Source organism: Luteimonas sp. MJ250 (assembly GCF_039548455.1).
In the GTDB taxonomy this organism is placed as follows: domain Bacteria; phylum Pseudomonadota; class Gammaproteobacteria; order Xanthomonadales; family Xanthomonadaceae; genus Luteimonas.
This window is the reverse complement of sequence record NZ_JBCLVB010000011.1, coordinates 628,152-650,114: the sequence shown is the minus strand read 5'-3', so window position 1 is coordinate 650,114 and position 21,963 is coordinate 628,152. Positions and strand designations below refer to the sequence as shown.

Below are 21,963 nucleotides of genomic sequence, written 5' to 3'. Positions count from 1 at the left end.
AGCCGGCCGTTCTCGGTCTCAAGCTCCTTCAGGCGCTTGGCATCGGGCACGCTCATGCCGCCGAACTTGCTCCGCCACAGGTAGTACGACGCCTCGCTGAAGCCGTGCTTGCGGCACAGCTCCTTGACCGGCAGTCCGGCCTCGGCCTCGCGCAGGAAGCCGATGATCTGCTCTTCGGAAAAGCGCTTCTTCACGTCCAATCTCCTCGCTTTGGGGAATTGGACTCCAGATCGCCGCGCTACTCAAAACCGGGGGGACGTCGACGCTACCACCAGTCTCTGCATTGGCCAGGTCTACCCGCAGCTTGCGCACCTCGACATCTCCCAGCCACTTCACGGCCAGGATAATCCCGCGCTCGTCGAGCACTGGACGCGCCTCGGGCCAGAAATCGCGTATAGCCAGAGCAATCGCACCGTTTCCGTTGCGCGAGCAATCGCAAGAGGCGTGACATCGCTCTCCGCACTCTTGGAAGTATCTGTACAGGAGGTAGGCGAAGAAGATATGCGCTCGAACTGGGACCAGGAAGAGTGGGTAGAAGTAGACGGAGATCCGACTGCGTTTCTGAACTCTTGTCTCGTGCTGCACAAGGCGCTTGGCGAAGCTTGGGTCATCAAGGCTTACAAGTTGTGGGGCGTTCTTGTGGCCAACTGGGAGCATGAGGACGAACAGTACGTGTACGAGTGGACCAAGAAGTGCGATCGCTTCGATGAGCGCCGCGCATACGAAGCATCGGTAGTGGAGCGGTACCTGGCGGCTCAGGCGGCTTAGGTTCCCGAGGCAGAGACTGGGGGCGGCTTGATTCGATCGAGCCGCCTCCTTCTAGTCGCCGGGGCCGTCGCCTCTTCGACGTTTTGTGACTAAACCGTGTTTAGGCGGTTCCAGAAAGACAAAGGCCGACTGCGAAGTCGGCCTAAGTGCTTGATCTGACTGGTGGGCCGTGATGGATTCGAACCATCGACCAGCGGATTAAAAGTCCGATGCTCTACCGGCTGAGCTAACGGCCCCACGAACCGCGAATTATGTCACGCCAAGCCTCCAGCCGCAGGCGTGACCTGGGTCAAGGCTGCATGCAGCGACGCCGGCGGATACTGGGGCCATGGCCTTTTCCGACCCCCGTCCCGCGGCGGCCGCTGACTCCGCGCACCTGCCCGACGAAGCCGGCATCACCCGGCTGGTCCACGCCTTCTATGCCCGTGCCCGCGTCGACTGGCTGCTGGGCCCGGTATTCGAGGCCACGGTGGAGGACTGGGACGCGCACCTCGACACCCTGGTCCGCTTCTGGTGCTCGGTGCTGCTGCGCGCGGGGAGCTATCGCGGCAACCCGATGGCCGCGCACCGCCCGTTGGGCGTGGACGACCAGCATTTCGCGCGCTGGCTGGCGCTCTGGGACGTAACCGCGCGCGAGGTGCTGCCGAAGGCGCAGGCCCGGCACGTGTTCGAAACCGCGCAGCGCATCGGCAGCTCGCTGCGCATCGGCCTGGAAATCGATCCGCTGCGCCGTCTGCGGCGCGCCAGTGATGAGCCCGGTTGCCTGCACCGTCGTGGCGACGGCGCGGGCGGGAGTTCCGACCCCGGACCTCAGCCGACGTAGCGCGTCGTGTCCGGGGCACCGGCGGCCGTGAACCCTTCAGCGCGCAGCACGCAGGCATCGCAATGCCCGCAGGCGCGTCCATCAGCATCTGCGCGGTAGCACGACACCGTCTTCGAGAAGTCCACGCCCAGGCGCAGCCCCTCGCGCACGATGTCACCCTTGGACATGTGCTGCAGCGGCGCGTGCACGCGGATGCCGGCACCGTCCACGCCGGCCTGGGTCGCGAGGTTGGCCAGGCGCTCGAAAGCGTCGATGAACTCGGGCCGGCAGTCGGGATAGCCCGAGTAATCGACGGCGTTGACCCCGCAGAAGATGTCCGCCGCGCCAACCACTTCGGCCCAGCCGAGCGCGATGGACAGCATGATCGTATTGCGCGCCGGCACGTAGGTGACCGGGATGCCGGCACTGCCGGCCTCGGGCACTTCGATGTCGGCAGTCAGGGCCGAGCCGCCGATCGCGCGCAGGTCCACGCTGACCACCTTGTGCGCCACGGCACCCTGGCTCGCGGCCAGGGCGGCGGCGGCTTCGAGTTCCGAGGTGTGGCGTTGGCCATAGGCCACGCTCAGCGCGTGCACCGCGAAGCCCTGCTCGCGGGCCAGGGCGAGGACGACGGCGGAATCCATGCCGCCGGAAACCAGTACCACTGCGTTGTTCAAGATGCGGACTCCGATGATCCGGTGATAAGACCCTGGGCTGGTGCGTGGTGAGGCCTCGGCACGCGCCTCACCGCCCCGGCTCGTCGTTCCAGAGGATCTTGTGCAGCTGCATCTGGAAGCGCACCGGCAGGCGATCGGCGACGATCCAGTCGGCGAGCTGGCGCGCCTCCAGCTCGGATTTGCTTGGCGAGAACAGCACGTCGCAGCGCGCGTCCAGCGCATGGCGCGCCATTGCCTCCCGCGCCCACTCGTAGTCGGCGCGGCTGCAGATCACGAACTTGACCTGGTCGTGCGGCGTCAGCAGGTCGACGTTCGACCAGAGGTTGCGTGCGTCCTCGCCGGAACCGGGCGTCTTGATGTCGAGCACGCGGGAAACGCGGGGATCGACCTCGCCGATGTCCAGCGCGCCGGAGGTTTCCAGCGACACGACGTAGCCGGCATCGCACAGCCGCCGCAGCAGGCCGATGCAGCGTTTTTGCGCCAGCGGCTCGCCGCCGGTCACGCAGACATGGCGCACGCCGTGGCCGGCGACTTCGGCAAGGATCGCGTCCACGTCGTGCCACTGGCCACCATGGAAGGCATAGGCGGTGTCGCAGTAGGTGCAGCGCAGCGGACAGCCGGTCAGGCGCACGAACACGGTCGGCCAGCCGGCGTCGCGCGCTTCGCCCTGCAGCGACAGGAAAATCTCGGTGATGCGGAGCCGGTCCGGGGTCGCGACGCTGGCCGCGCCGGTCTCGGCGAGAGGGATATTCATGGCCTTCATTGTAACGCGCGGCCCGGCGGCGCCCGGCCTGCGGGCGTCGCGCCGCGCCGCGTTCAGCGCAGGCTGTTGAGCTGGATCGAGCGCAGCCGGTCGTCGGCGGTGCGGGCGGCGTCGGTGCCCGGGTATTGCTCGACGACGCGGGCCAGGGTGGCCTCGGCGGCAACCAGGTCCCGCTGTCCGTACTGCGACAGGCCGATCTTCAGCAGCGAGCCGGGCGCCTTGTCGTGGGTCGGCCAGCGCTGGAGGATGGTTTCGAACTGCGCCTGCGCGCGCGCGTAGTCCTGGGTGACGTAGTAGCTCTCGCCCAGCCAGTAGGTCGCGTTGGGCGCGTAGGAGCCGGTCGGGTACACGCGCAGGAACTCGTTGAAGAGGCCCGCCGACTGTTCGTAGTCGCCTGCACGCAGCGCAGCGAAGGCGGTTTCGTAGGCGCTGCGCTCGTCGGCGGCATTGGCCAGCAGGCCGGCATCGCCGAACACCACCGGGGCGCGCTCCGCCGGCGCCGTGGTGGGCGTGCGCGCAGCGGCCGCACCCGAGGCAGCGGATGCGCTGGCCGCCGGGGTGGCCGCCGCTGGTGCAGCGGCGCCGGCGTCCGCGGGCGCCCCGCCTTCGATCCGGTTCAGGCGGTCGTCAACGTCGAGATACTGGTTGCGCATCGCGGTCTCGAGCGCCTGGTTCTGCTGCTGCAGCTCCTCGACCTGTCCACGCAGCGCGCGCAGTTCGCTGCGCATCGCGGTGAGCTGGTTGAGAAGGTCGATGTTGCCCTGGTTGTTGGCGGCCTGCGATTCGAGCGCGGCCACGCGTTCACCCAGGCTGGCGCGCTGCGCGGCGGCGGGTGGCGCCACCAGTGCCGCCGACACGGCGGCAACGAGGGCGAAGCTGGTCAGGAAGTGGCTGCGGGTCATGGTCTTGGCATCTGATTTTCGGACTTCATAAAGACAATCGGCAGCTGGCGGGGTTCCCGCCAGCTGCCGACGTGTTGCTGCCGTGCCGCCGATCAACGGGCGGTGTAGGTGATCTCCACCCGACGGTTCTGCGCCCAGCAATCCTCGCTCGAGGCGGTGCAGGTCGGGCGCTCTTCGCCGTAGCTGGTCACGGTCTGCTGGCCGGCGGAACCGCCATTGGCCTGCAGTGCGGACGACACACCGTTGCCGCGGCGCTCGCCGAGGCCGAGGTTGTAGTCACGGCTGCCGCGCTCGTCGGCATGGCCTTCAAGCGTGATGCGGGCCGAAGGACGGTCGCGCAGGTACTTGGCGTGGCAGGCCATTGCAGCCTGGAACTCCGGACGCACCGACTCCTGGTCGAAATCGAAATAGATGGTGCGCTGGCGCAGGCACGCGTCGGTGTCCAGGTCCTCGGGACCGTAGGCACCCGGCGTGGTGGACGGCTGGGTGGTGGTGGGGGTGGTCGGGGTGGCGGTCGGGACTTCTTCCTTGACCTTCTTGGTGCAGGCAACGGCTGCCGTGCAGAGCAGGGCTGTGAGCAGAACGCGGGTTGTGGTCTTCATCTCTCGTCGATCCTTCAGATGGGCAGTACTTCACATTGCTGTATCGGCCGTGCACGCGATGTCAGCGCTCGCGGTACGGTCCCCACGCCGGCTCGCGGACGTTACCGTCGGCAAGTACCAGCCGCTGGCGGACGCGTCCGTCGGCGGAAACGGCATACAGGACTCCCCTGCTGCCTTCCCTGCCCGCGTACAGCACCATGCTGGCGTTCGGGGCGAAGCTCGGCGATTCGTCGAGCGACCCTGGCGACAGCGTGGACCAGCGCGGCGTGCCGAGGCTGCGGTCCAGCAACGCAATACGGTATACGTTTCCTGAACCCTGCGCCACGGCGATCTTTTTATCGTCGAACGAAACCGTCGGGCTGGCGTTGTAATTGCCCTGGAACGTCGCCCTGGTCGCGCTGCCGCCGGAGGCCGGCACCTGGTAGACCTGCGGCCTGCCGCCGCGGTCGGACGTGAAGTAGATGCTCCGCCCGTCGGCGCTCCAGGTCGGTTCGGTATCGATGCCGATCTGGGTGGTGAGCTGGGTCAGGGCCTTGCTGCCGAGGTCCATCACGTAGATCTCGGGGCTGCCGCTGCGCGACAGGGTCAGCGCCAACCTGCTGCCATCCGGGGAAAACGCCGGCGAACTGTTGATGCCGCGGAAGCTCGCCACCCGCTCGCGGGCGCCGGTGCCCAGGTCCTGGATGTAGATGGCCGAATTGTTGTTGTGTTCGAAGGAAACGTAGGCCAGCTTGCGGCCGTCGGGACTCCAGTCGGGCGACATCAGCGGCTCGGTCGAGCGCACCACCACCTGCGGGTTGTAACCGTCGGCGTCGGCAACCATCAGCGCGTAGTTGATGTTCGCGCCGGTGCCGGTGGAAGTCACGTACGCGATGCGGGTCCAGAAGGCGCCGCGCACGCCCAGGATCTTCTCGTAGATGGCGTCGGCGATCTGGTGGCCGACATCGCGCATGGCGTTGGCGCGGCCGGTCATGGCCACGCCGAGCAGGCGCTCCTGCTTGGCCACGTCGAACAGTTCGTACTCGACCCGGAATGCGCCGCCGCCGGCATCGACCACGCGCCCGACCACGAGGAAGTCCTGCTTGAGCGTGCGCCAGGTGGCGTAATCCACCTCGCCGCCGCGGGTCGGCCGGTCGACCATGTCCTGCTCGGGCAGGCCGCGGAACTGGCCGGAGCGCGCCAGGTCCTCGCGCACCACGCGCGCGACGTCGGTGTCCGGAGCCGCGCCGGCACCGAGGTAGGGCATGGGCACCACGGCGATAGGCAGTGCCTGCGCGTTGCCACCGACGATATCGATCTCGAGGCCGCCCTGCTGCGCGAAGGCGGCGAACGGCAGGAGGAGTGCAAGGCAGACGATAAACCACGCGTGCGTGGTCGCCAGCCGGCGTTGGATTCGGGTCATACCGGGCTCCGGATGTGGACTTTCAGAGAGTGACAGGATGGGCGTGAAGGCGCTCACAAGGATGAACGGATCCCGGCTCCTGTGGGAGCCGTCATGCCGACGATGCGGCTTGCTGGTGTGGGAGCCGCTGTAGCGGCGATGCCTTTCCCCGCGGCAATCGCGGCCATGGCCGCACCCACAGTGCGGTCGGCGCCCGGGGTCAGCGGTCCCGGGCTTCGAAGTTCAGTCTCAGGGTGCGGTCGAATACGCTCTCAAAGCCGGCGTAAGGCAAGGGTTGGGCCTTGAGGACTGCAGCCTCGACCGATCGGCGGCCCAGGTCGTCGAAGGGACAGGACGGTGACACCTCGGCCCGGACGACCGTGCCACCGCGCACCTGGGTAATGGTGATCCGGCACCGCTGCCCCAGGGGCACGTTGTCGGGCCGCGTCCAGTTGCGGAGGATCGCCTCCATGATCGCGGCCTGGTACTGCGCCTGCAGGCCGGCATCGACGCCCTCATTGCCGGGCGGCGGCGTGCCGACCGACGACGCCTGCTCCGACGCCTGCTCCGCCCTGCTCTGCGCGATCCGCTCCTGGTTGCGCTCGAGCTGCTCACGCTCGCGCCGCACCTGGTCCTGCTGGCGACGCAGCTCGGCGAGCTTCTGCTGCTGGGCCAGGCGGCGCTTCTGCTCGGCCTCTTCCTCGCGCTTGCGCTCGGTCAGGTCGATCTGCTCCTGGCGGCGCTTCGCCTCGGCTTCGCGCTCGGCGGTCTCGCGCGCGATCGCGTCGCGGCGCACCTCTTCCTGGTCCACGGGCGAAGGCTCGGGCACCTGCACCTGCGGGGTCGGCTGCGGCTCCACGGGTGCGTCTTCGGGCAGCGGCACCGGGATCGGCTGCGGCTCGGGCGCCGCATCTTCGACCACGACCGGATCCGGTTCGGGAACCGGCTCACGCTCGGGCGGCACCGGCTCGGGCGGCGCCGGTTCGGGGCGGTTGCGCAGGGTCTGCTGCATCGCCGCCGACAGGTCGCTGCCGTCGATCAGCTCGGCGCTGATCGGCGAGCCCGCGGCCGACGGCGGTGCAGCGTCCCGCGTCCACCACACGCCCGCCAACATCAGCGTGAACAGGGCGACGTGGAGCAGCACGGCCAGCACCACCGCGCGCGTGGTATCGGCGCGTTCCTCCCGCATCAGGGTGCGCCGCCCTGCCTGGGATCGCTCATCAGGCCGACGCGCTCGACGCCTGCGTTCTGCAGCAGCGCCATCGCATCCATCACGTTCTGGTAGCTGCCGGCGCCGTCGGCGGCGACGAACACCGCGACGTCGGCGTTGTTGGCCACCAGCGCGCGCACCTTGGCGCTGAGCGTGGTCGGGTCGACGGCCTCGTTGCTGCCGGCTTCAACGGCGAGGAAATAGTTGCCGCCCGCATCCACGCTCACCACCACCGGATCCTTCTGCTCGGTGATCGACTTGGCATTGGACTCGGGCAGCTGCACGTCGACGCCGAGGTTCATCAGCGGCGCGGTGACCATGAAGATGATCAACAGCACCAGCATCACGTCGATGTAGGGGACGACGTTGATTTCGTTCTTGAGCTGGCGGCGCTTGCCGCGGCGGGACCGGACGGCCATGGATCAAGCCTCGCCGGCCGAGGACTGGCGCTCCAGGATCGAGGAGAACTCCTCGGAGAACGCGTCGTAGCGCCCGGCGACGCGCTCGACCTTGGTCGCGAAGCGGTTGTAGGCCCAGACTGCCGGGATGGCCGCGAACAGGCCCATGGCCGTCGCGATCAGCGCCTCGGAGATACCCGGGGCGACGCTTGCGATGGTCGCTTCCTTGACGTTCACCAGGCCCTGGAACGCGATCATGATTCCCCACACGGTGCCCAGCAGGCCGACGTAGGGCGCGATCGAACCGACGTTGGCAAGGAACTCCAGGTTGTGCTCGAGGCCGTCGAGCTCGCGCGAGCTGGCCACGCGCATGCCGCGCTGCGCGCCTTCCAGCTTCGCCCGGCTGTCGCCACCGCGGCGTTGGCCGCTGCGGCTGTACTCGCGGAAGCCGGCTTCGAAGATCGCTTCCAGGCCCTCGACCTCGCGGTTGCGCTCGCTGGCGGCGCTGTAGAGCTTGCCGAGGTCGGCGCCGGACCAGAAGCGCTCCTCGAAGCGGTCGGCCTCCTTCTCGGCGCGGTCGATCAGGCGCTTCTTGCGGAAGATGATCACCCACGAGGCGATCGAGGCGAACAGCAGCACCAGCATGACCAGCTGCACCGGCAGCGATGCGTGCAGGACCAGGTGCAGCAGGTCGAGCTCGCCGCCGGTGGTCGGCAGGGCCGCGGCCTGGGTGGCGGCGTCCGCGGCCAGCGCCACGGTATCCGCCGGCGCGTCCTCCGGCAGGGGTTCGACGCTGCTCACCTGCATCAGGATGGCCGTTGCACTCATCAATCTTGCTCCGCGTTGGATTCGAGGGATTTGAACTGTTCGTATAACTGGTCCGGCAGCGCCCGCGGCCGGAAGCTGCGCGCGTCGATCGCCGCGACCCGCACCCGCGCCGACGCCAGCCGCTCGCCATCGCGCCGCACTTCCTGTGCGAACTCCACGCTGGCCCGGCGCACCCGTGCCAGCGCCACGGTGACCTCGAGCGCGTCGTCCAGGCGTGCAGGCCAACGGAAATCGAGCTGCATGTCACGCACCGCGAACACCAGGTCCTGGCCATCGATCATGGCCTGCTGCCCGTAGCCCAGGCTGCGCATCCATTCGCTGCGCGCGCGCTCGAGAAAGGCCACGTACCGGGCGTGGTAGACCACGCCACCGGCATCGGTATCTTCCCAGTAGACGCGGGTCGGAAGGCTGAACAGAGGCATTACGACGGTCCCCATGGCGGTGGAATCACGGCTGGTCGCCGCTCAAAACAGGGTTTCGGCGGCCGGCCCCCGCGGCTGCAGGCCGAGGTGGCGCCAGGCCTTGTGGGTGGCCATGCGGCCGCGGGCGGTGCGCACCAGGAAGCCCTGCTGGATCAGGTAGGGCTCGATCACGTCCTCGAGCGTGCCGCGCTCTTCACTCAGCGCCGCGGCCAGCGACTCGACGCCCACCGGACCGCCGTCAAAGTTCTCGATGATCAGGTTGAGCAGTCGTCGGTCCAGGTTGTCGAAACCCTCGGGATCGACCTTGAGCATTTCCATGGCCGCATCCGCGACCTCCTTGTCGATGTGGCCGGCGGCGCGCACCTGGGCGTAGTCGCGCACCCGGCGCAGCAGGCGATTGGCGATGCGCGGGGTGCCGCGCGAACGCCGCGCGATCTCGTCGGCGCCTTCGGGCGCGCAGTCGATGCCGAGGATCTGCGCCGAGCGGCGCACGATCCGGGTCAGCTCGGCGGCGCTGTAGAACTCCAGGCGCTGGACGATGCCGAAGCGGTCGCGCAGCGGCGCGGTCAGCAGCCCCGCGCGCGTGGTGGCGCCGATCAGCGTGAAGGGCGGCAGGTCGAGCTTGATCGAGCGCGCGGCCGGGCCCTCGCCGATCATGATGTCGATCTGGAAATCCTCCATCGCCGGGTACAGCACCTCCTCGACCACGGGCGAGAGGCGGTGGATTTCGTCGATGAACAGCACGTCGTGCGGCTGGAGGTTGGTCAGCAGCGCCGCCAGGTCGCCGGCTTTCTCGATCACAGGACCCGAGGTCGTACGCAGGCTGACGCCGAGTTCGTTGGCGATCACGTGGCTGAGGGTGGTCTTGCCGAGCCCGGGAGGGCCGAAGATCAGGACGTGGTCCATGGCCTCGCCGCGGCGCTTCGCGGCCTCGATGTAGATCGACATCTGCTCGCGCACGGGCTGCTGGCCGAGGTAGTCGTCCAGTCGCTGCGGCCTGATCGAGGCCTCGATGGCGGCGTCTTCGCGGGTGGCCCCGCCGCCGATGATCCGCTCTTCACTCATGCCGCCATGTTCGCACGCCGACCGACACAGGCCCATGCCCAACGACACTCCTGCAGGAGCAGGCTAAAGCTGCTCCTACGGAGGGGGGCGCGCTGTCAGTGGGGAGATGGCAGGGACGGAAGCGATTGCACGCCCTGGGGGATGCCGGTCATGTCGGGCAGCTTGTGGGCGATGCCCTTGTGGCAGTCGATGCAGGTCGCCTCGCCGGTGGCCAGGTAGCTGCGGTGGACGAAGGCGGCGCGGCTGGCCTGGCGGGTGAGGTCCATCGAGTCGTAGTCGTGGCAGTTGCGGCATTCAAGCGAGTCGTTGGCCTTGAGCCGGTCCCATTCGTGCTGGGCCAGCTTCAGCCGGTTGTCCAGAAACTTCTCGCGGGTGTCGATGGTGCCGAAGATGTTGCCCCAGACCTCCTTGGACGCCTGCATCTTGCGGGCCATCTTGTCGGTCCAGTCATGCGGCACATGGCAGTCGGGACAGGTCGCGCGCACGCCGGAGCGGTTGGTGTAGTGGATGGTGCTCTTCAGCTCCTCGAAGACGTTGGCTTCCATCTCGTGGCAGCTGGTGCAGAAGACCTCGGTATTGGTGGCCTCCAGCGCGGTGTTGAAGCCGCCCCAGAACACGATGCCGGCGATGAAGCCGCCCATCGTCAGGAAGCCCAGGCTCAGGTACCTGGCCGGCCGGTTGAACTGGGCCCAGAGCGACACCAGCCCGTCGCGGCCACGGCGCAGCAGCCTCATTGCATGCGCTCCGACCGCAGCACCTCGTCGATGTCGCGGAAGCCGTTGGCCACCAGCGGCCGGGCGTTGGTCTGGGTGACATGGCACTGCACGCAGAAGTAGCGGCGCGGCGAGACTTCGGCCAGGAACTGGTCGTCACGGTCCATGTAGTGGGTGACGCTGACCGGCGGCGCCTGGAACTGGGCCGCGTTGCTGCGCGCATGGCAGAGCATGCAGCGGTTGGAGTTCAGGTCCACCTGGTAGCCGTCGATGCTGTGCGGGATGGTCGGCGGCTGCATCGGGTAGGCGCGGCCGCGGGTCATGTCGAAGTTCTCCACGGTCGCCATCGGCAGCGGCGTGATTTCGCTGAGGATGGGGACGTTGCGACGCAGGTTGTCGATGTCCTGTGCCGGGTTGCCGCGGGCGCTGATCGGCGGCGCGGGGGGGCGGATTTCAGGTGCGGGATCGCGGTCGCCGCAGGCTGCGAGCAGCAGCGGCAGCACGGCCGCGGCCAGCACGGGGAGGAAGGCGTGGATCGGTATCCGGCGCATGTCAGGCTCCCACCGCGACGACCTTCGCCGCGCACTTCTTGAAATCGGTCTGCTTGGAGATCGGATCGGTCGCGTCCAGCGTGACCTTGTTGATCAGCTGCGCGGCGTCGAACCAGGGCACGAACACCACGCCCCGCGGCATGCGGTTGCGGCCACGCGTCTCCACGCGCGTGCGCATCGCACCGCGGCGCGAGGCCACTTCCACCTCGTCGCCACGCTTCAGCCCGCGCTCGCGCGCATCATCGGGATGCATGAACACCACGGCCGACGGCACGGCCTTGTACAGCTCCGGGATGCGCATGGTCATCGAGCCCGAATGCCAGTGCTCCAGCACGCGGCCGGTCACCAGCCACAGGTTGTATTCCTCGTCCGGCGATTCCGCGGGCGGCTCGTACGGCAGCGCCCAGATCACCGCGCGGCCGTCCGGATTGCCGTAGAACTCGAAGCCGGTGCCCGGCGTCACGTAGGGGTCGGCGCCCTCGCGGTAGCGCCAGCGCGTCTCCTTGCCGTCCACCACCGGCCAGCGCAGCCCGCGCTCCTGGTGGTAGCGGTCGAAGGGTGCGAGGTCGTGCGCGTGGCCGCGGCCGAACTCGGCGTATTCCTCGAACAGGCCCTTCTGCACGTAGAAGCCAAAGGCATCGGCCTCATGGTTGGCGTAGCCGTCTTCGATCTCGTCCACGCCGAAGGCATCGACCTTGCCGTTGCGGTACAGCACTTCGTAAAGCGTCTTGCCGCGGAACTCCGGATTGGCCGCCAGGATGTCTTCCGGCCAGCACTCGTCGGTGGTGAAGCGCTTGGAGAATTCCATCAGCTGCCACAGGTCGGACTTCGCCTCGCCGGGCGCATCGACCAGCTGGTGCCAGAAGTGGGTGCGGCGCTCGGCGTTGCCGTAGGCACCCTCCTTTTCCACCCACATCGCCGTGGGCAGGATCAGATCGGCGGCCTGGCAGGTGACCGTGGGATAGGCATCGGAGACCACGATGAAATTGTCCGGGTTGCGATAGCCCGGATAGCCCTCTTCGAGGATGTTCGCGCCCGCCTGCAGGTTGTTGTTGACCTGCACCCAGTAGGCGTTGAGCTTGCCGTCCTTGAGCGCGCGGTTCTGCTCGACCGCGTGGTAGCCGGGCTTGTCCTTGATGATCCCGCGCGGGATCTTCCAGATGTCCTCGGCCATGGCGCGATGGTCGGGATTGGTCACCACCATGTCCGCCGGCAGCCGGTGGCTGAACGTACCGACCTCGCGCGCGGTGCCGCAGGCCGAGGGCTGGCCGGTCAGCGAGAACGGGCTGTTGCCCGGAGTCGCGATCTTCCCGGTCAGGAGGTGGATGTTGTAGACCATGTTGTTGGCCCACGTGCCGCGCGTGTGCTGGTTGAAGCCCATGGTCCAGAAGGACATGACCTTGATGTCCGGGTCGGCGTACAGCTCGGCCAGCTTTTCCAGCCAGCCGCGCTCGACGCCGCTCATCTCGACGGCCTTCTCCAGCGTATAGGGCGCCACGAAGCGCGCGAATTCGTCGAAGTCGATCGGCGTGCCGCCGTTGGCGTCGCCGGCGTTCTTCGCCGCCATCTCCAGCGGATGCTCGGGGCGCAGGCCGTAACCGATGTCGTCGTTACCGCGCTTGAACGTGGTGTGCTTGTCGACGAAGTCCTTGTTGACCCGGCCCGACCGGATGATGTGGTTGGCGATGTAGTTCAGGATCACGAGATCCGTCTGCGGCGTGAACACCATCGGGATGTCGGCCAGGTCGAAGCTGCGGTGCTCGTAGGTCGACAGCACCGCGACCTTGACGTGCGGGTTCGACAGCCGGCGGTCGGTGACCCGCGTCCAGAGGATCGGGTGCATCTCGGCCATGTTCGAGCCCCAGAGCACGAAGGCGTCGGCGGCCTCGATGTCGTCGTAGCAGCCCATCGGCTCGTCCATGCCGAAGGTGCGCATGAAGCCCGTGACCGCCGACGCCATGCAGTGGCGCGCATTGGGATCGATGTGGTTGCTGCGGAAGCCTGCCTTCATCAGCTTGTTGGCGGCATAGCCCTCCCAGACCGTCCACTGTCCGGAGCCGAACATGCCGATGGCGTCGCTGCCCTTGGCCTTCAGCGTCGCCCTGAACTTCTCCTCCATCACGTCGAAGGCCTCGTCCCAGCCCACCGGGGTGAAGTCGCCTTCCTTGTCGTAGACGCCATTCGTCTTGCGCAGCAGCGGCGTGGTCAGGCGATCGGTGCCATACATCACCTTGGACAGGAAGTAGCCCTTGACGCAGTTGAGCCCGCGGTTGACCTCGGCCTTGACGTCGCCGTGGGTGGCAACCACGCGGCCGTTGCGCACGGCGACGTTGATGCCGCAGCCGGTGCCGCAGTAGCGGCAGGGCGCCTTGCTCCACTTCAGGCCCTTGTCATCCTCGACCACCGCCTCGGCGGCGCCGCCGGGCACCGGCAGTCCGGCGGCGACGGCGGCGCTGGCAATGGCACTGGTGCGGATGAATTCGCGGCGGCTGGTGGTCATCCGGTGGACTCCTGAGTGGCAGATGCGGGGACATCGCCGGGCAGCGGCGACCGCTCGACGTGGTGATAGACAAGGTTGACGGTGACCACGCCAGGCAGCGCCTGCAGCATGTCGATGTTGGCCATCAGGCCTGCGGTGCCGTCGCTTTCCTGCACCAGCACGCTGCGCGTGTCGTCCTGGATGGCGAGCTCGAGTCCCTCGGCCAGGCCGATGGCCTTGGCAAGCCCGGGGATCGCTTCCGGATGGTGGCGTACCACCAGGCTGGCGAGGTGCCATTCGCGCGCGGCATCAGAGTTCATCAGCTGCTTCCTGCCGGCCGGGCGCCAGCGTGATGGCCGCCGTCGGGCAGCCGGCGACACAGGCACCGCAGCCGGTGCAGCGATCGGCAGCCACGTGCGGCACCGGGACCGTGCGCGTGGGCGGGAACATGATCGCCGCCTCGCCGCAGGCGTCGCGGCAGCTTGAGCAGACGATGCCGCGCGCGGCCAGGCAGGTTTCGCCCACCTGGGCACGCAGCGTCCAGGAAAGTCCGGTCACCGGACCGAAGGCCGAGCGGGTGCATGCCGTTGCGCAGTCACCGCAGAACGTGCATTCCCCGCGCGCCGGGTCGAACTCCGGAAGCCGCCCACCCGCGGGCACCAGCACCTGCTCCGGGCACGCGGCGACGCAATCCCCACAGCCTGTGCAGGCATCCACGAAGCGGGATTCATCCAGCGCCCACGGCGGGCGCAGCGGCGGCGGCGCATGCAGCCGTCCGCGCAGCAGCGCCCTGCGGCCCAGATCGGGGGGCTTATTCATGACGGCGTCGGCGAAGGCTGCACCCATGCCTCAACCCGTGGGCGGGCCGGCGACGAACATCTGCCAGAACCACACGGCGAAGCCATAACCACCCACCACCATCACCGACAGCACCGGGAACAGCACCACGGTGATGAACAGGAACATGTACAACTCGCGGCGCTTGCTCGACTGGCCTGTTTCCAAGGCGCGTCACTCCCTTGCGAAGGGTTGGCTGGCTGGTCCCTAGGTTAGCCCGCTGCCATGAATAGGCCAAGCGGGATATCTCAGATCTCGACCTGTGCCCCCAGCTCCACCAGGCGATTGCCAGGGATGCGGAAGTACGCGTTGGCGGGGGCCGCGTTGCGATGCATGACCGCGAACAGCTTGTCGCGCCACACCGGCATGCCCACGCGCCGGCTGGCAACCACGGTCTCGCGGCTGACGAAGTAGGTGGTGTCCATCGGATCGATGTCGAGCCCTTCCATATCGCAGCCCCGCATCAGCGCCAGCGGCACGTCCGGGATCTCCATGAAACCGAAGCGCACCGTCACCCGGTAGAAGTCGTCGCCGATGCCGTGCAGCGCCAGCCGCCGTTCGCGCGACGCGAAAGGCATCGACAGCGTCTCCGCCGTCAGGAACAGGTTGCGCTCGTGCAGCACCTTGTTGTGTTTGAGGTTGTGCATGAAGGCGTGCGGCACCACGCCGGGATCGCTGGTCATGAAGATCGCCGTGCCCGGCACCCGCGCCGGCGGCGCCAGCATCAGGCTGGAGATGAAGGTGTCCAGGCGCAGGCCGCCCGCCTGGACGCCTTCGCGCAGCAGCTCCTTTCCGCGCCGCCAGGTCCGCAGCATGGTGAACAGCACGATGCCCAGCACCAGCGGGAACCAGGCGCCCTGCAGGACCTTGGCGCCGTTGGCGACCACGAAAGCCAGGTCGATCAGCACGAAGCCCACGCAGCTGGGCAAAATCCAGCGCCGCGCCTTCGGCCACAGCGCGCGCGCCACGATCGCCAGCAGCAGCGTGTCGATCAGCATCGTCATCGACACCGAGATGCCGTAGGCGGCCGCGAGCGAGGACGAGGTGCGGAAACTCAGCACCAGCGCGATCACGATCACCGCCATCGACCAGTTGATGGCCGGGATGTAGATCTGGCCGATGGTCTCGCTGGAGGTGTGCTTGATGCGCATGCGCGGGATGTAGCCCAGCTGCATGGCCTGGCGCGCGACCGAGAAGCCGCCGGTGATCACCGCCTGCGAGGCGATCACGGTGGCCGCGGTGGCCAGTACCACCATCGGCCAGCGCCCCCATTCGGGCACGCCGATGAAGAACGGGTTGCGGATCGCCGACGGGTCCTCGAGCACCAGCGCGCCCTGCCCCAGGTAGTTCAGCATCAGCGACGGCAGCACGAACCAGTACCAGCCCAGGCGGATCGGGCGCGCGCCGAAGTGGCCCATGTCGGTGTAGATCGCCTCGCCACCGGTCACGGCCAGCACCACGGCGCCGAGGATAAACACCCCGCCCCAGCTGTGGTCGACAAAGAAGCGCGCCGCCCACCAGGGATTGATGGCGTGCAGCACCTCGGGTTCGTGCAGGATGTTGAGCACGCCAAGCGCCGCCAGCACCAGGAACCAGAGGATGGTGATCGGCCCGAACACGCGCCCCACGATCCCGGAGCCGAAGCGCTGGGTGGCGAACAGCGCGCCCAGCACCAGCACCGTGATCGGCACGATCCAGTCGTCGAGTCCCGGGGCCACCACCTCCAGGCCCTCCACCGCCGACAGCACCGAGATCGCGGGCGTGATCACGCCGTCGCCGAAGAACAGCGACGCGCCGAACACCCCGAAGATGCCCACCAAGTACACCGACCGCGAACCCGGCTTCAGGCTGCGCTGGGCCAGCGCCATCAGCGCCATGATGCCGCCCTCGCCCTCGTTGTCGGCGCGCATGATGATGGTGACGTACTTGAAAGTCACCACCACCGTCAGCGCCCAGAAGATCAGCGACAGGATGCCGAGCACGGTGTCGTGGTTGGCGGTCAGGCCGTAGTTCTCGCTGAAGGCCATGCGCAGCGTGTACAGCGGGCTGGTGCCGATGTCACCGAAGACCACGCCGATGGCGCCGACCACCAGCCCGGCCAGGCCGATCCTGCCGCGGCCCTGGCCCGTGCCGTCGCCATGGGCCTGGCCGCGTCCGTCCTGTACCGGAGCGACCGGCTGGGATGTACCTGTTGACATGCGATTGGAGGCGCCGTGCCGGTTCAGCGAAGCGCGGACTGTAGCGCCTTTCGGATGATGGCTTCGGCAGTGTCACCCTCGGCATGCGCCGTGCGCGCCATGCGCTGGGCTTCCGCCGGTTTGTAGCCGAGCTGCTGCAGGGCCACGGTGGCCTCGGTCAGCGGATCGGCCGGCACGCCCGCAGCCGGCATGGCGATCGCACCGCCCATGATCGCCTCCGCGCGGTCGCGCAGTTCGACCACGATGCGCTCGCCGGTCTTCTTGCCGATGCCCGGGATGCGGGTCAGCGCGCTCACGTCGCCAGCCTGCACCAGGCGCGCGAACTCTTCGACGCTGGCACCCGACAGGATCGCCAGCGCGATCTTCGCGCCGATGCCGGTCACCCGCTGCACGTCGCGGAACAGGCGCCGCTCGGCTTCACTGGCAAAGCCGTACAGCGACACCGAGTCCTCCTTCTGCGCGTAGTGCGTGAACAGCGAGACTTCCTTGCCCAGCACAGGCAGCTCGTAGAAGGTGCTCATCGGCGCTTCGAGTTCATAGCCGACGCCATTGACGTCCAGCACCAGCCACGGCGGCGACTTGTGCGCAAGCACCCCCCTGAGACGACCGATCATCTGCGGCTCCAGGCCAGTTTTGCATCGATGCCCATCCGCTGCGCGCTGGCGCGGACGTGGGCGTGGGTGATGGCGATGGCCAGGGCATCGGCGGCATCGGCCTGCAGTCGCCCCTTGAGGCCCAGCATGGCGCCGACCATGTGCTGCACCTGGGCCTTGTCGGCGGCGCCGCTGCCAACCAGGGCCAGCTTCACCTGGCGTGCGCCGTACTCGCTCACCGGCAGGTCGTGCATGACCACGGCGCAGATCGCGGCGCCGCGCGCCTGGCCGAGCTTGAGCGCGGAGTCCGCGTTCTTCGACACGAACACCTGCTCGATCGCCACTTCGTCCGGGCGGTGCTCCTCGATGACGGCGCGCAGCCCGTCCAGCAGCCTGCGCAGCCGCAGCGGCAGGTCGCCGGGCGCGGCCGCGGCGCGGGCGAGCAGGTCCAGCGGCGCGTGGAACACGTGGGTGCAGCGGCCGGCGGCGTCGACGTCGATGATGCCGACGCCGGTGCGCTGCGAGCCCGGGTCGATGCCGAGGATCCTGGTCACGGGTGACAGCTTACGCGTACGCGTCGTCGCCGAGCTCGGCGTTGGAGTACACGGCCTGCACGTCGTCGATGTCCTCGAGCCAGGCCAGCAGCTTGACCACCTGCTGCGCGGTCTCGCCTTCCACCGCCACGTCGTTGTCGGCGCGCATCGTGACCTCGGCATGCCCCGCCGCGACCCCGGCGGCGGCCATGGCGTCGCGTACCGCGCTGAAATCCTCGGGACTGGTGAGCACGTCGATGGCGCCGTCGTCGGGATAGACCACGACGTCATCGGCACCGGCCTCGATCGCGGCGTTGGTGACCGCCTCCTCGTCCGCGCCGGCGTCGTAGCGGAGGATGCCCTGCTTGCGGAACATGAAGGCCACCGAGCCGTCGGTGCCGAGGTTGCCGCCGAACTTGCCGAAGGCATGGCGCACGTCGGCGACGGTGCGGACCTTGTTGTCGGTCAGGCAGTCGACGATCACGGCGACGCCGCCCGGGGCATAGCCCTCGTAGCGGATTTCTTCGTAGTCGACGCCTTCGAGCTCACCGGTGGCCTTCTTGACGGCGCGTTCGATGACTTCCTTGGTCATGTTGGCGGCAAGCGCCTTGTCGATGCCGCTGCGCAGGCGCGGATTTCCCCCGGGGTCCCCACCGCCGGCGCGCGCGGCGACCGAGATCTCGCGGATCAGCTTGGTGAAAACCTTCCCGCGACGCGCGTCTTCCGCGTTCTTGCGGGTTTCGATGGAGGGACCCCTGCCCATGCGTATTACCCATCCCGGAAGTGATTGCAGCGCCCGATTTTACCCCTTTCCCAACTCGCCGAAGGCGCGCGGCACGGCCCGCCGGAAAAATCAAAAGCACGGCGCCTTGCTCTTCCCACACCCCCCGCGCTGATGGCAGCGGAGGGTGGGCGGGTACTCCGCCGGCAATAAGGAGCAGCCCCACCGCGACGCCGGCGGAGTACCCGCCCATCCTCCGCCCCGCCAGCCCCCCATCAGCCCGGGAAACGACCACCCCGGAGGAAGCCGACCGCCTGGCGAGCTGCTTCCGCAGAGAACAGCAGCCCGCTGTGCGAGGCATCGACGATGACATGGTCGGCAAGTCCCGGCACGCGGGTCTCGTCCATCGCCACGGTGCCGTCGTGGGCGCCCTCGAAGCGCGCAACAAGCGCGCCGAGCCCGCGCGGCCGGTTGCCCGCGATCATGCCGACCTCAACGCCGGCGGGCAGGGTCGTGCAGCCGCTGCGCAGGAGCGCCGCGCTGCGGCCGAGATAGAGCGTGGTCAGGGCATGGCGCGAGAGTTGTTTGGCCACGCCACTGCCGCAAAGCGGCGTGCCCAGGCAGACCACGCGCGCGACCGGCAGCGATGGTTCCGCGCGCACTGCTTCCAGCGCCATCAGGCCGCCGAGGCTGTGGGCCACGATGTGGGTCGGTGGTCCGTCGCGGAGGAGTTCGCGCACGCTCCCGACCGCGGCCTCGGTGCTGCCGACGATGCTGCGGTAGCCGAGGATCGCAGTCGTCCAGCCCGCGGACCGCAGCTGCGAAGCGAAGCGCCGCATGGCCAAGGGCGGCATCCACAGGCCGTGGAGCAGGAGGACATGACGGACGGCCGGTGTTCCCGTGGATTTCGCCGCGGATGATTCAGGCGCCATCGGAACGGCCATCGCGGCCATGGCCGCTCACACCAGGGGCCGGGCGCGACGCGACGCGGCGCAGGATGAACTCGCGGTCCAGGACGCGGCCGACGGGAAACAGGTATTCACCCACGGCTTCGAAACCCCTGCGGGCGTAAAAGCGCTGGGCGCCGAAGTTCTCCGACCACACGCCGATCCACAGCGTGCAGGGGCCGTTGCGCTGCAGCCAGGCCATGGCGGTCTCGAACATGCGCGCGCCCCAGCCGCCGTTCTGGTGCGTGGCCATCAGGTACAGGCGCTTGAGTTCGCCGTCGCCGGGCGCGACGTCCGGGTGCGGCAGGCCGCAGGGCCCGGCGGCGGCGTGGCCGACGGCTTCGCCGGAATCTTCAAGCAGCCAGACCGCGTAGTCGGGGTGCGAGAGGATCACGCGCTGGCGCTCGACCGCATAGGCCTCGTCGATGAAGGCCTGCAGGTCCTCGGGCGGGTACAGGTGGCCGAAGGTTTCGGTGAAGCTGCGCGCCGCCAGGCTGGACAGCGTCGCGGCATCTTCGGGTGTGGCTCGGCGGATGGTCGGGGCCATGTCGTGTTCCTCCCTGGTGCAGGAGCGGCTATCGCGACCCGCGCCTGGCGGGCTCCGGGATGGGCAGATCGCAGCTGTCGCTGCTCGCACAGGAGTGCCGGATGCGGCTGCTTCTACCGGGAGGGGCGCACGGAGATGTGGAGTTCGCGCAGTTGGGGGTCGTCGATCGGCGACGGCGCGCCGGTCATCGGGCACTGCGCGCCGGTGGTCTTGGGGAAGGCGATGACGTCGCGGATCGACTCGGTGCCGGCCATCAGCGCGGCGATGCGGTCGATGCCGAAGGCGATGCCGCCGTGCGGCGGCGCGCCGTACTTCAGCGCGTCGAGCAGGAAGCCGAACTTCGCCTCCGCCTCGTCCGCGCCGATGCCCAGCAGCTCGAACACCGCCGACTGCATCTGCGGCCGATGGATGCGGATCGAGCCGCCGCCGATCTCGTTGCCGTTGAGCACCATGTCGTAGCCGCGGCTGGTGGCAGTGCGGGCGTTGGCGCGCAGGTCATCGACGTCGTCCACCGCGGGCGCGGTGAAGGGGTGGTGCAGCGCCACGTAGCGCTGCGCCTCGTCGTCGAACTCGAACATCGGGAAGTCGGTGACCCACAGCGGCTTCCAGCCGGCCTCGACCAGGCTGAAGTCCTTGCCGGCCTTCAGGCGCACCGCGCCCATGAAGTCGCTGACGGTGTTGTACGCGCCGGCGCCGAAGAACACGATGTCGCCCTTGCCTGCGCCGACGTGTGCCAGCAGCGCTGCAAATGCCGCTTCATCGAAGAACTTCGCCACCGGCGAATTCACCGCCCCGTCCTCGCCCAGCTTGGCGTAGGCCAGGCCCTTGGCGCCGTATTTCGCGGCGTGCGCGGCGTACTCGTCGATCTGCTTGCGCGACAGCGCCGCACCGCCTGGAATGCGCAGCGCACACACGCGCATGCCGTCGCCGCCGGCCACGTCGGTGAAGACCTTGAACTGCGAATCCTTCACCAGGTCATCGACGTCCACCAGCTCCAGCGCGATGCGCAGGTCCGGCTTGTCGGAGCCGTAGCGGCGCATGGCCTCGTGCCAGGTCATGCGCGGGAAGGCGCCGAGCTCGACGTCCATCACCTCGCGGAACACGTCCTGCACCATCTGCTCGACCGTGTCCTGCACGATCTTCTCGTCCACCCACGCGAACTCGATGTCGAGCTGGGTGAATTCCAGCTGGCGGTCGGCGCGCAGGGCCTCGTCGCGGAAACAGCGCGCGATCTGGTAGTAGCGGTCGAAGCCGGCCACCATCAGGATCTGCTTGAACAGCTGCGGGCTCTGCGGCAGCGCGTAGAACTCGCCGGGGTGCATGCGCGCGGGCACCAGGAAGTCGCGCGCGCCCTCGGGCGTGGCCCTGGTCAGGATCGGCGTTTCGATGTCCTGGAAGTCGCGCGCGTCCAGCCAGCGGCGCAGCGCGGCCACGAGCTTCGTGCGCGTGCGCATCCGGCGCTGCATTTCCGGCGTGCGCAGGTCCAGGTAGCGATACTTCAGGCGGATGTCCTCGCCCGGGTTCTCGTGCGCGTGGAAGGGCAGCGGCTCGGCCTTGTTCAGCACTTCGATCGCGGTCGCCACCACTTCCACCTGGCCGGTGGGGATTTTCGGGTTCACCGACTGGCGGCGGCGCACGGTGCCGGTCACGCGCAGGCAGTCCTCGTAACCGACCTTCGCCGCGGTCGCGACCACGCCGGCATTGCCCTCGGCGTCCGACGGCTCGGCCACCACCTGCACGATGCCCTGGTGGTCGCGCAGGTCGATGAAGCACAGGCCGCCGAGGTCGCGGGCGACATCGGCCCAGCCGCAGAGGGTGACGGTCTGGCCGACCATCGACTCGTCGATCAGGCCGCAGAAATGGGTGCGCATGTGGACTCCGGACGCGGGAAACGGGCCGCCGGAAGGCGGAGCCGCCTAGTTTAACTGTGGGAGCGGCCTGTTGACCGTGGGAGCGGCCATGGCCGCGATTGGCTGCGGAGGGCCCTTCGCCGCCATAGCGGCTCCCACAAAGGCAGGAGTCATGC

General features: G+C 68.4%; 26 protein-coding genes and 1 tRNA gene. 2 read left to right on the top strand and 25 right to left on the bottom strand.

Annotated elements, in window-relative coordinates; translation table 11 throughout:
• Nucleotides 1–194 (bottom strand): transposase (locus WCE37_RS09705; protein ID WP_343279161.1); only part of this gene is annotated, 194 nt, incomplete at its 3' end.
• A gap of 307 nt (nt 195–501) precedes the next feature.
• Here WCE37_RS09705 and WCE37_RS09700 point away from each other — a divergent pair.
• Nucleotides 502–768: a hypothetical protein gene (locus WCE37_RS09700; RefSeq protein ID WP_343279160.1), complete on the top strand. Its 267-nt coding sequence runs from the start codon at nt 502–504 to the stop codon at nt 766–768.
• A gap of 160 nt (nt 769–928) precedes the next feature.
• On the opposite strand, the gene WCE37_RS09695 is transcribed toward WCE37_RS09700, so the two are convergent.
• A tRNA-Lys gene (locus WCE37_RS09695) sits at nt 929–1,004 on the bottom strand.
• Nucleotides 1,005–1,096: 92 nt separating this feature from the next.
• Here WCE37_RS09695 and WCE37_RS09690 point away from each other — a divergent pair.
• The gene (locus tag WCE37_RS09690) at nt 1,097–1,591 is read left to right on the top strand and encodes a group III truncated hemoglobin (RefSeq protein WP_343279159.1); all 495 of its coding nucleotides are present in this window, start codon (nt 1,097–1,099) and stop codon (nt 1,589–1,591) included.
• Here the strand turns inward: WCE37_RS09690 and queC are convergent.
• From queC to aspS, 23 genes are all read right to left on the bottom strand, one after another.
• Nucleotides 1,579–2,247: a 7-cyano-7-deazaguanine synthase QueC gene (gene queC, locus WCE37_RS09685; protein ID WP_343254209.1), complete on the bottom strand. Its 669-nt coding sequence runs from the start codon at nt 2,245–2,247 to the stop codon at nt 1,579–1,581. The two genes, WCE37_RS09690 and queC, sit on opposite strands and share 13 nt — an antisense overlap.
• A gap of 67 nt (nt 2,248–2,314) precedes the next feature.
• The gene (gene queE / locus WCE37_RS09680) at nt 2,315–3,001 is read right to left on the bottom strand and encodes a 7-carboxy-7-deazaguanine synthase QueE (protein WP_343279158.1); all 687 of its coding nucleotides are present in this window, start codon (nt 2,999–3,001) and stop codon (nt 2,315–2,317) included.
• 62 nt (nt 3,002–3,063) lie between these two features.
• Nucleotides 3,064–3,912 carry a tol-pal system protein YbgF gene (ybgF, locus tag WCE37_RS09675; protein ID WP_343279157.1) on the bottom strand — a complete coding sequence of 283 codons (849 nt, stop codon included), beginning with the start codon at nt 3,910–3,912 and terminating at the stop codon, nt 3,064–3,066.
• A gap of 92 nt (nt 3,913–4,004) precedes the next feature.
• The gene (gene pal / locus WCE37_RS09670; RefSeq protein ID WP_343279156.1) at nt 4,005–4,514 is read right to left on the bottom strand and encodes a peptidoglycan-associated lipoprotein Pal; all 510 of its coding nucleotides are present in this window, start codon (nt 4,512–4,514) and stop codon (nt 4,005–4,007) included.
• A 61-nt stretch (nt 4,515–4,575) separates the two neighbouring features.
• Nucleotides 4,576–5,916, bottom strand: a complete 1,341-nt coding sequence (gene tolB, locus WCE37_RS09665; RefSeq protein ID WP_343279155.1) for a Tol-Pal system beta propeller repeat protein TolB — start codon at nt 5,914–5,916, stop codon at nt 4,576–4,578.
• A gap of 199 nt (nt 5,917–6,115) precedes the next feature.
• Nucleotides 6,116–7,084: a cell envelope integrity protein TolA gene (locus WCE37_RS09660; protein ID WP_343279153.1), complete on the bottom strand. Its 969-nt coding sequence runs from the start codon at nt 7,082–7,084 to the stop codon at nt 6,116–6,118.
• The gene (gene tolR / locus WCE37_RS09655; RefSeq protein WP_343279152.1) at nt 7,084–7,524 is read right to left on the bottom strand and encodes a protein TolR; all 441 of its coding nucleotides are present in this window, start codon (nt 7,522–7,524) and stop codon (nt 7,084–7,086) included. The genes WCE37_RS09660 and tolR overlap by 1 nt, the downstream gene beginning before the upstream one ends.
• Nucleotides 7,525–7,527: 3 nt before the next feature.
• A complete protein-coding gene (gene tolQ / locus WCE37_RS09650) occupies nt 7,528–8,331 on the bottom strand; it encodes a protein TolQ (RefSeq protein ID WP_343279151.1) in 804 nt (267 codons plus the stop codon).
• Nucleotides 8,331–8,768 carry a tol-pal system-associated acyl-CoA thioesterase gene (gene ybgC / locus WCE37_RS09645; RefSeq protein ID WP_343279150.1) on the bottom strand — a complete coding sequence of 146 codons (438 nt, stop codon included), beginning with the start codon at nt 8,766–8,768 and terminating at the stop codon, nt 8,331–8,333. The genes tolQ and ybgC overlap by 1 nt, the downstream gene beginning before the upstream one ends.
• Nucleotides 8,769–8,795: 27 nt before the next feature.
• On the bottom strand, nt 8,796–9,818 hold the full coding sequence (ruvB, locus tag WCE37_RS09640; RefSeq protein ID WP_343279149.1) for a Holliday junction branch migration DNA helicase RuvB: 1,023 nt from the start codon (nt 9,816–9,818) through the stop codon (nt 8,796–8,798).
• A gap of 95 nt (nt 9,819–9,913) precedes the next feature.
• Nucleotides 9,914–10,552, bottom strand: coding sequence for a cytochrome c3 family protein (locus tag WCE37_RS09635; RefSeq protein ID WP_343254218.1), 639 nt, complete (start codon nt 10,550–10,552; stop codon nt 9,914–9,916).
• On the bottom strand, nt 10,549–11,082 hold the full coding sequence (locus WCE37_RS09630) for a nitrate reductase cytochrome c-type subunit (protein ID WP_343279148.1): 534 nt from the start codon (nt 11,080–11,082) through the stop codon (nt 10,549–10,551). Before WCE37_RS09630 ends, WCE37_RS09635 begins: the two co-directional genes overlap by 4 nt.
• Before the next feature lies 1 nt (nt 11,083).
• On the bottom strand, nt 11,084–13,582 hold the full coding sequence (napA, locus tag WCE37_RS09625; RefSeq protein WP_343254220.1) for a periplasmic nitrate reductase subunit alpha: 2,499 nt from the start codon (nt 13,580–13,582) through the stop codon (nt 11,084–11,086).
• Nucleotides 13,579–13,881: a chaperone NapD gene (locus tag WCE37_RS09620; protein ID WP_343254221.1), complete on the bottom strand. Its 303-nt coding sequence runs from the start codon at nt 13,879–13,881 to the stop codon at nt 13,579–13,581. Before WCE37_RS09620 ends, napA begins: the two co-directional genes overlap by 4 nt.
• On the bottom strand, nt 13,871–14,380 hold the full coding sequence (gene napF, locus WCE37_RS09615; protein ID WP_343279147.1) for a ferredoxin-type protein NapF: 510 nt from the start codon (nt 14,378–14,380) through the stop codon (nt 13,871–13,873). Before napF ends, WCE37_RS09620 begins: the two co-directional genes overlap by 11 nt.
• A 30-nt stretch (nt 14,381–14,410) precedes the next feature.
• Entirely contained in the window at nt 14,411–14,566 is a 156-nt protein-coding gene (locus WCE37_RS09610) for a periplasmic nitrate reductase, NapE protein (RefSeq protein ID WP_343254223.1), read from the bottom strand.
• 80 nt (nt 14,567–14,646) lie between these two features.
• On the bottom strand, nt 14,647–16,596 hold the full coding sequence (locus WCE37_RS09605) for a potassium transporter Kup (RefSeq protein ID WP_343279146.1): 1,950 nt from the start codon (nt 16,594–16,596) through the stop codon (nt 14,647–14,649).
• A 23-nt stretch (nt 16,597–16,619) separates the two neighbouring features.
• Complete coding sequence (ruvA, locus tag WCE37_RS09600; RefSeq protein WP_343279144.1) at nt 16,620–17,210, bottom strand: Holliday junction branch migration protein RuvA; 591 nt, start codon at nt 17,208–17,210, stop codon at nt 16,620–16,622.
• A complete protein-coding gene (gene ruvC / locus WCE37_RS09595) occupies nt 17,207–17,743 on the bottom strand; it encodes a crossover junction endodeoxyribonuclease RuvC (RefSeq protein ID WP_343279142.1) in 537 nt (178 codons plus the stop codon). The genes ruvA and ruvC overlap by 4 nt, the downstream gene beginning before the upstream one ends.
• A 10-nt stretch (nt 17,744–17,753) precedes the next feature.
• A complete protein-coding gene (locus WCE37_RS09590; protein ID WP_343254227.1) occupies nt 17,754–18,485 on the bottom strand; it encodes a YebC/PmpR family DNA-binding transcriptional regulator in 732 nt (243 codons plus the stop codon).
• Between the two features lie 233 nt (nt 18,486–18,718).
• Nucleotides 18,719–19,375: an alpha/beta hydrolase gene (locus WCE37_RS09585; RefSeq protein WP_343279191.1), complete on the bottom strand. Its 657-nt coding sequence runs from the start codon at nt 19,373–19,375 to the stop codon at nt 18,719–18,721.
• Nucleotides 19,365–19,937: a GNAT family N-acetyltransferase gene (locus WCE37_RS09580; protein WP_343279141.1), complete on the bottom strand. Its 573-nt coding sequence runs from the start codon at nt 19,935–19,937 to the stop codon at nt 19,365–19,367. Before WCE37_RS09580 ends, WCE37_RS09585 begins: the two co-directional genes overlap by 11 nt.
• A 113-nt stretch (nt 19,938–20,050) precedes the next feature.
• Nucleotides 20,051–21,808 carry an aspartate--tRNA ligase gene (aspS, locus tag WCE37_RS09575; RefSeq protein WP_343279140.1) on the bottom strand — a complete coding sequence of 586 codons (1,758 nt, stop codon included), beginning with the start codon at nt 21,806–21,808 and terminating at the stop codon, nt 20,051–20,053.
• Between the last annotated feature and the right edge of the window lie 155 nt (nt 21,809–21,963).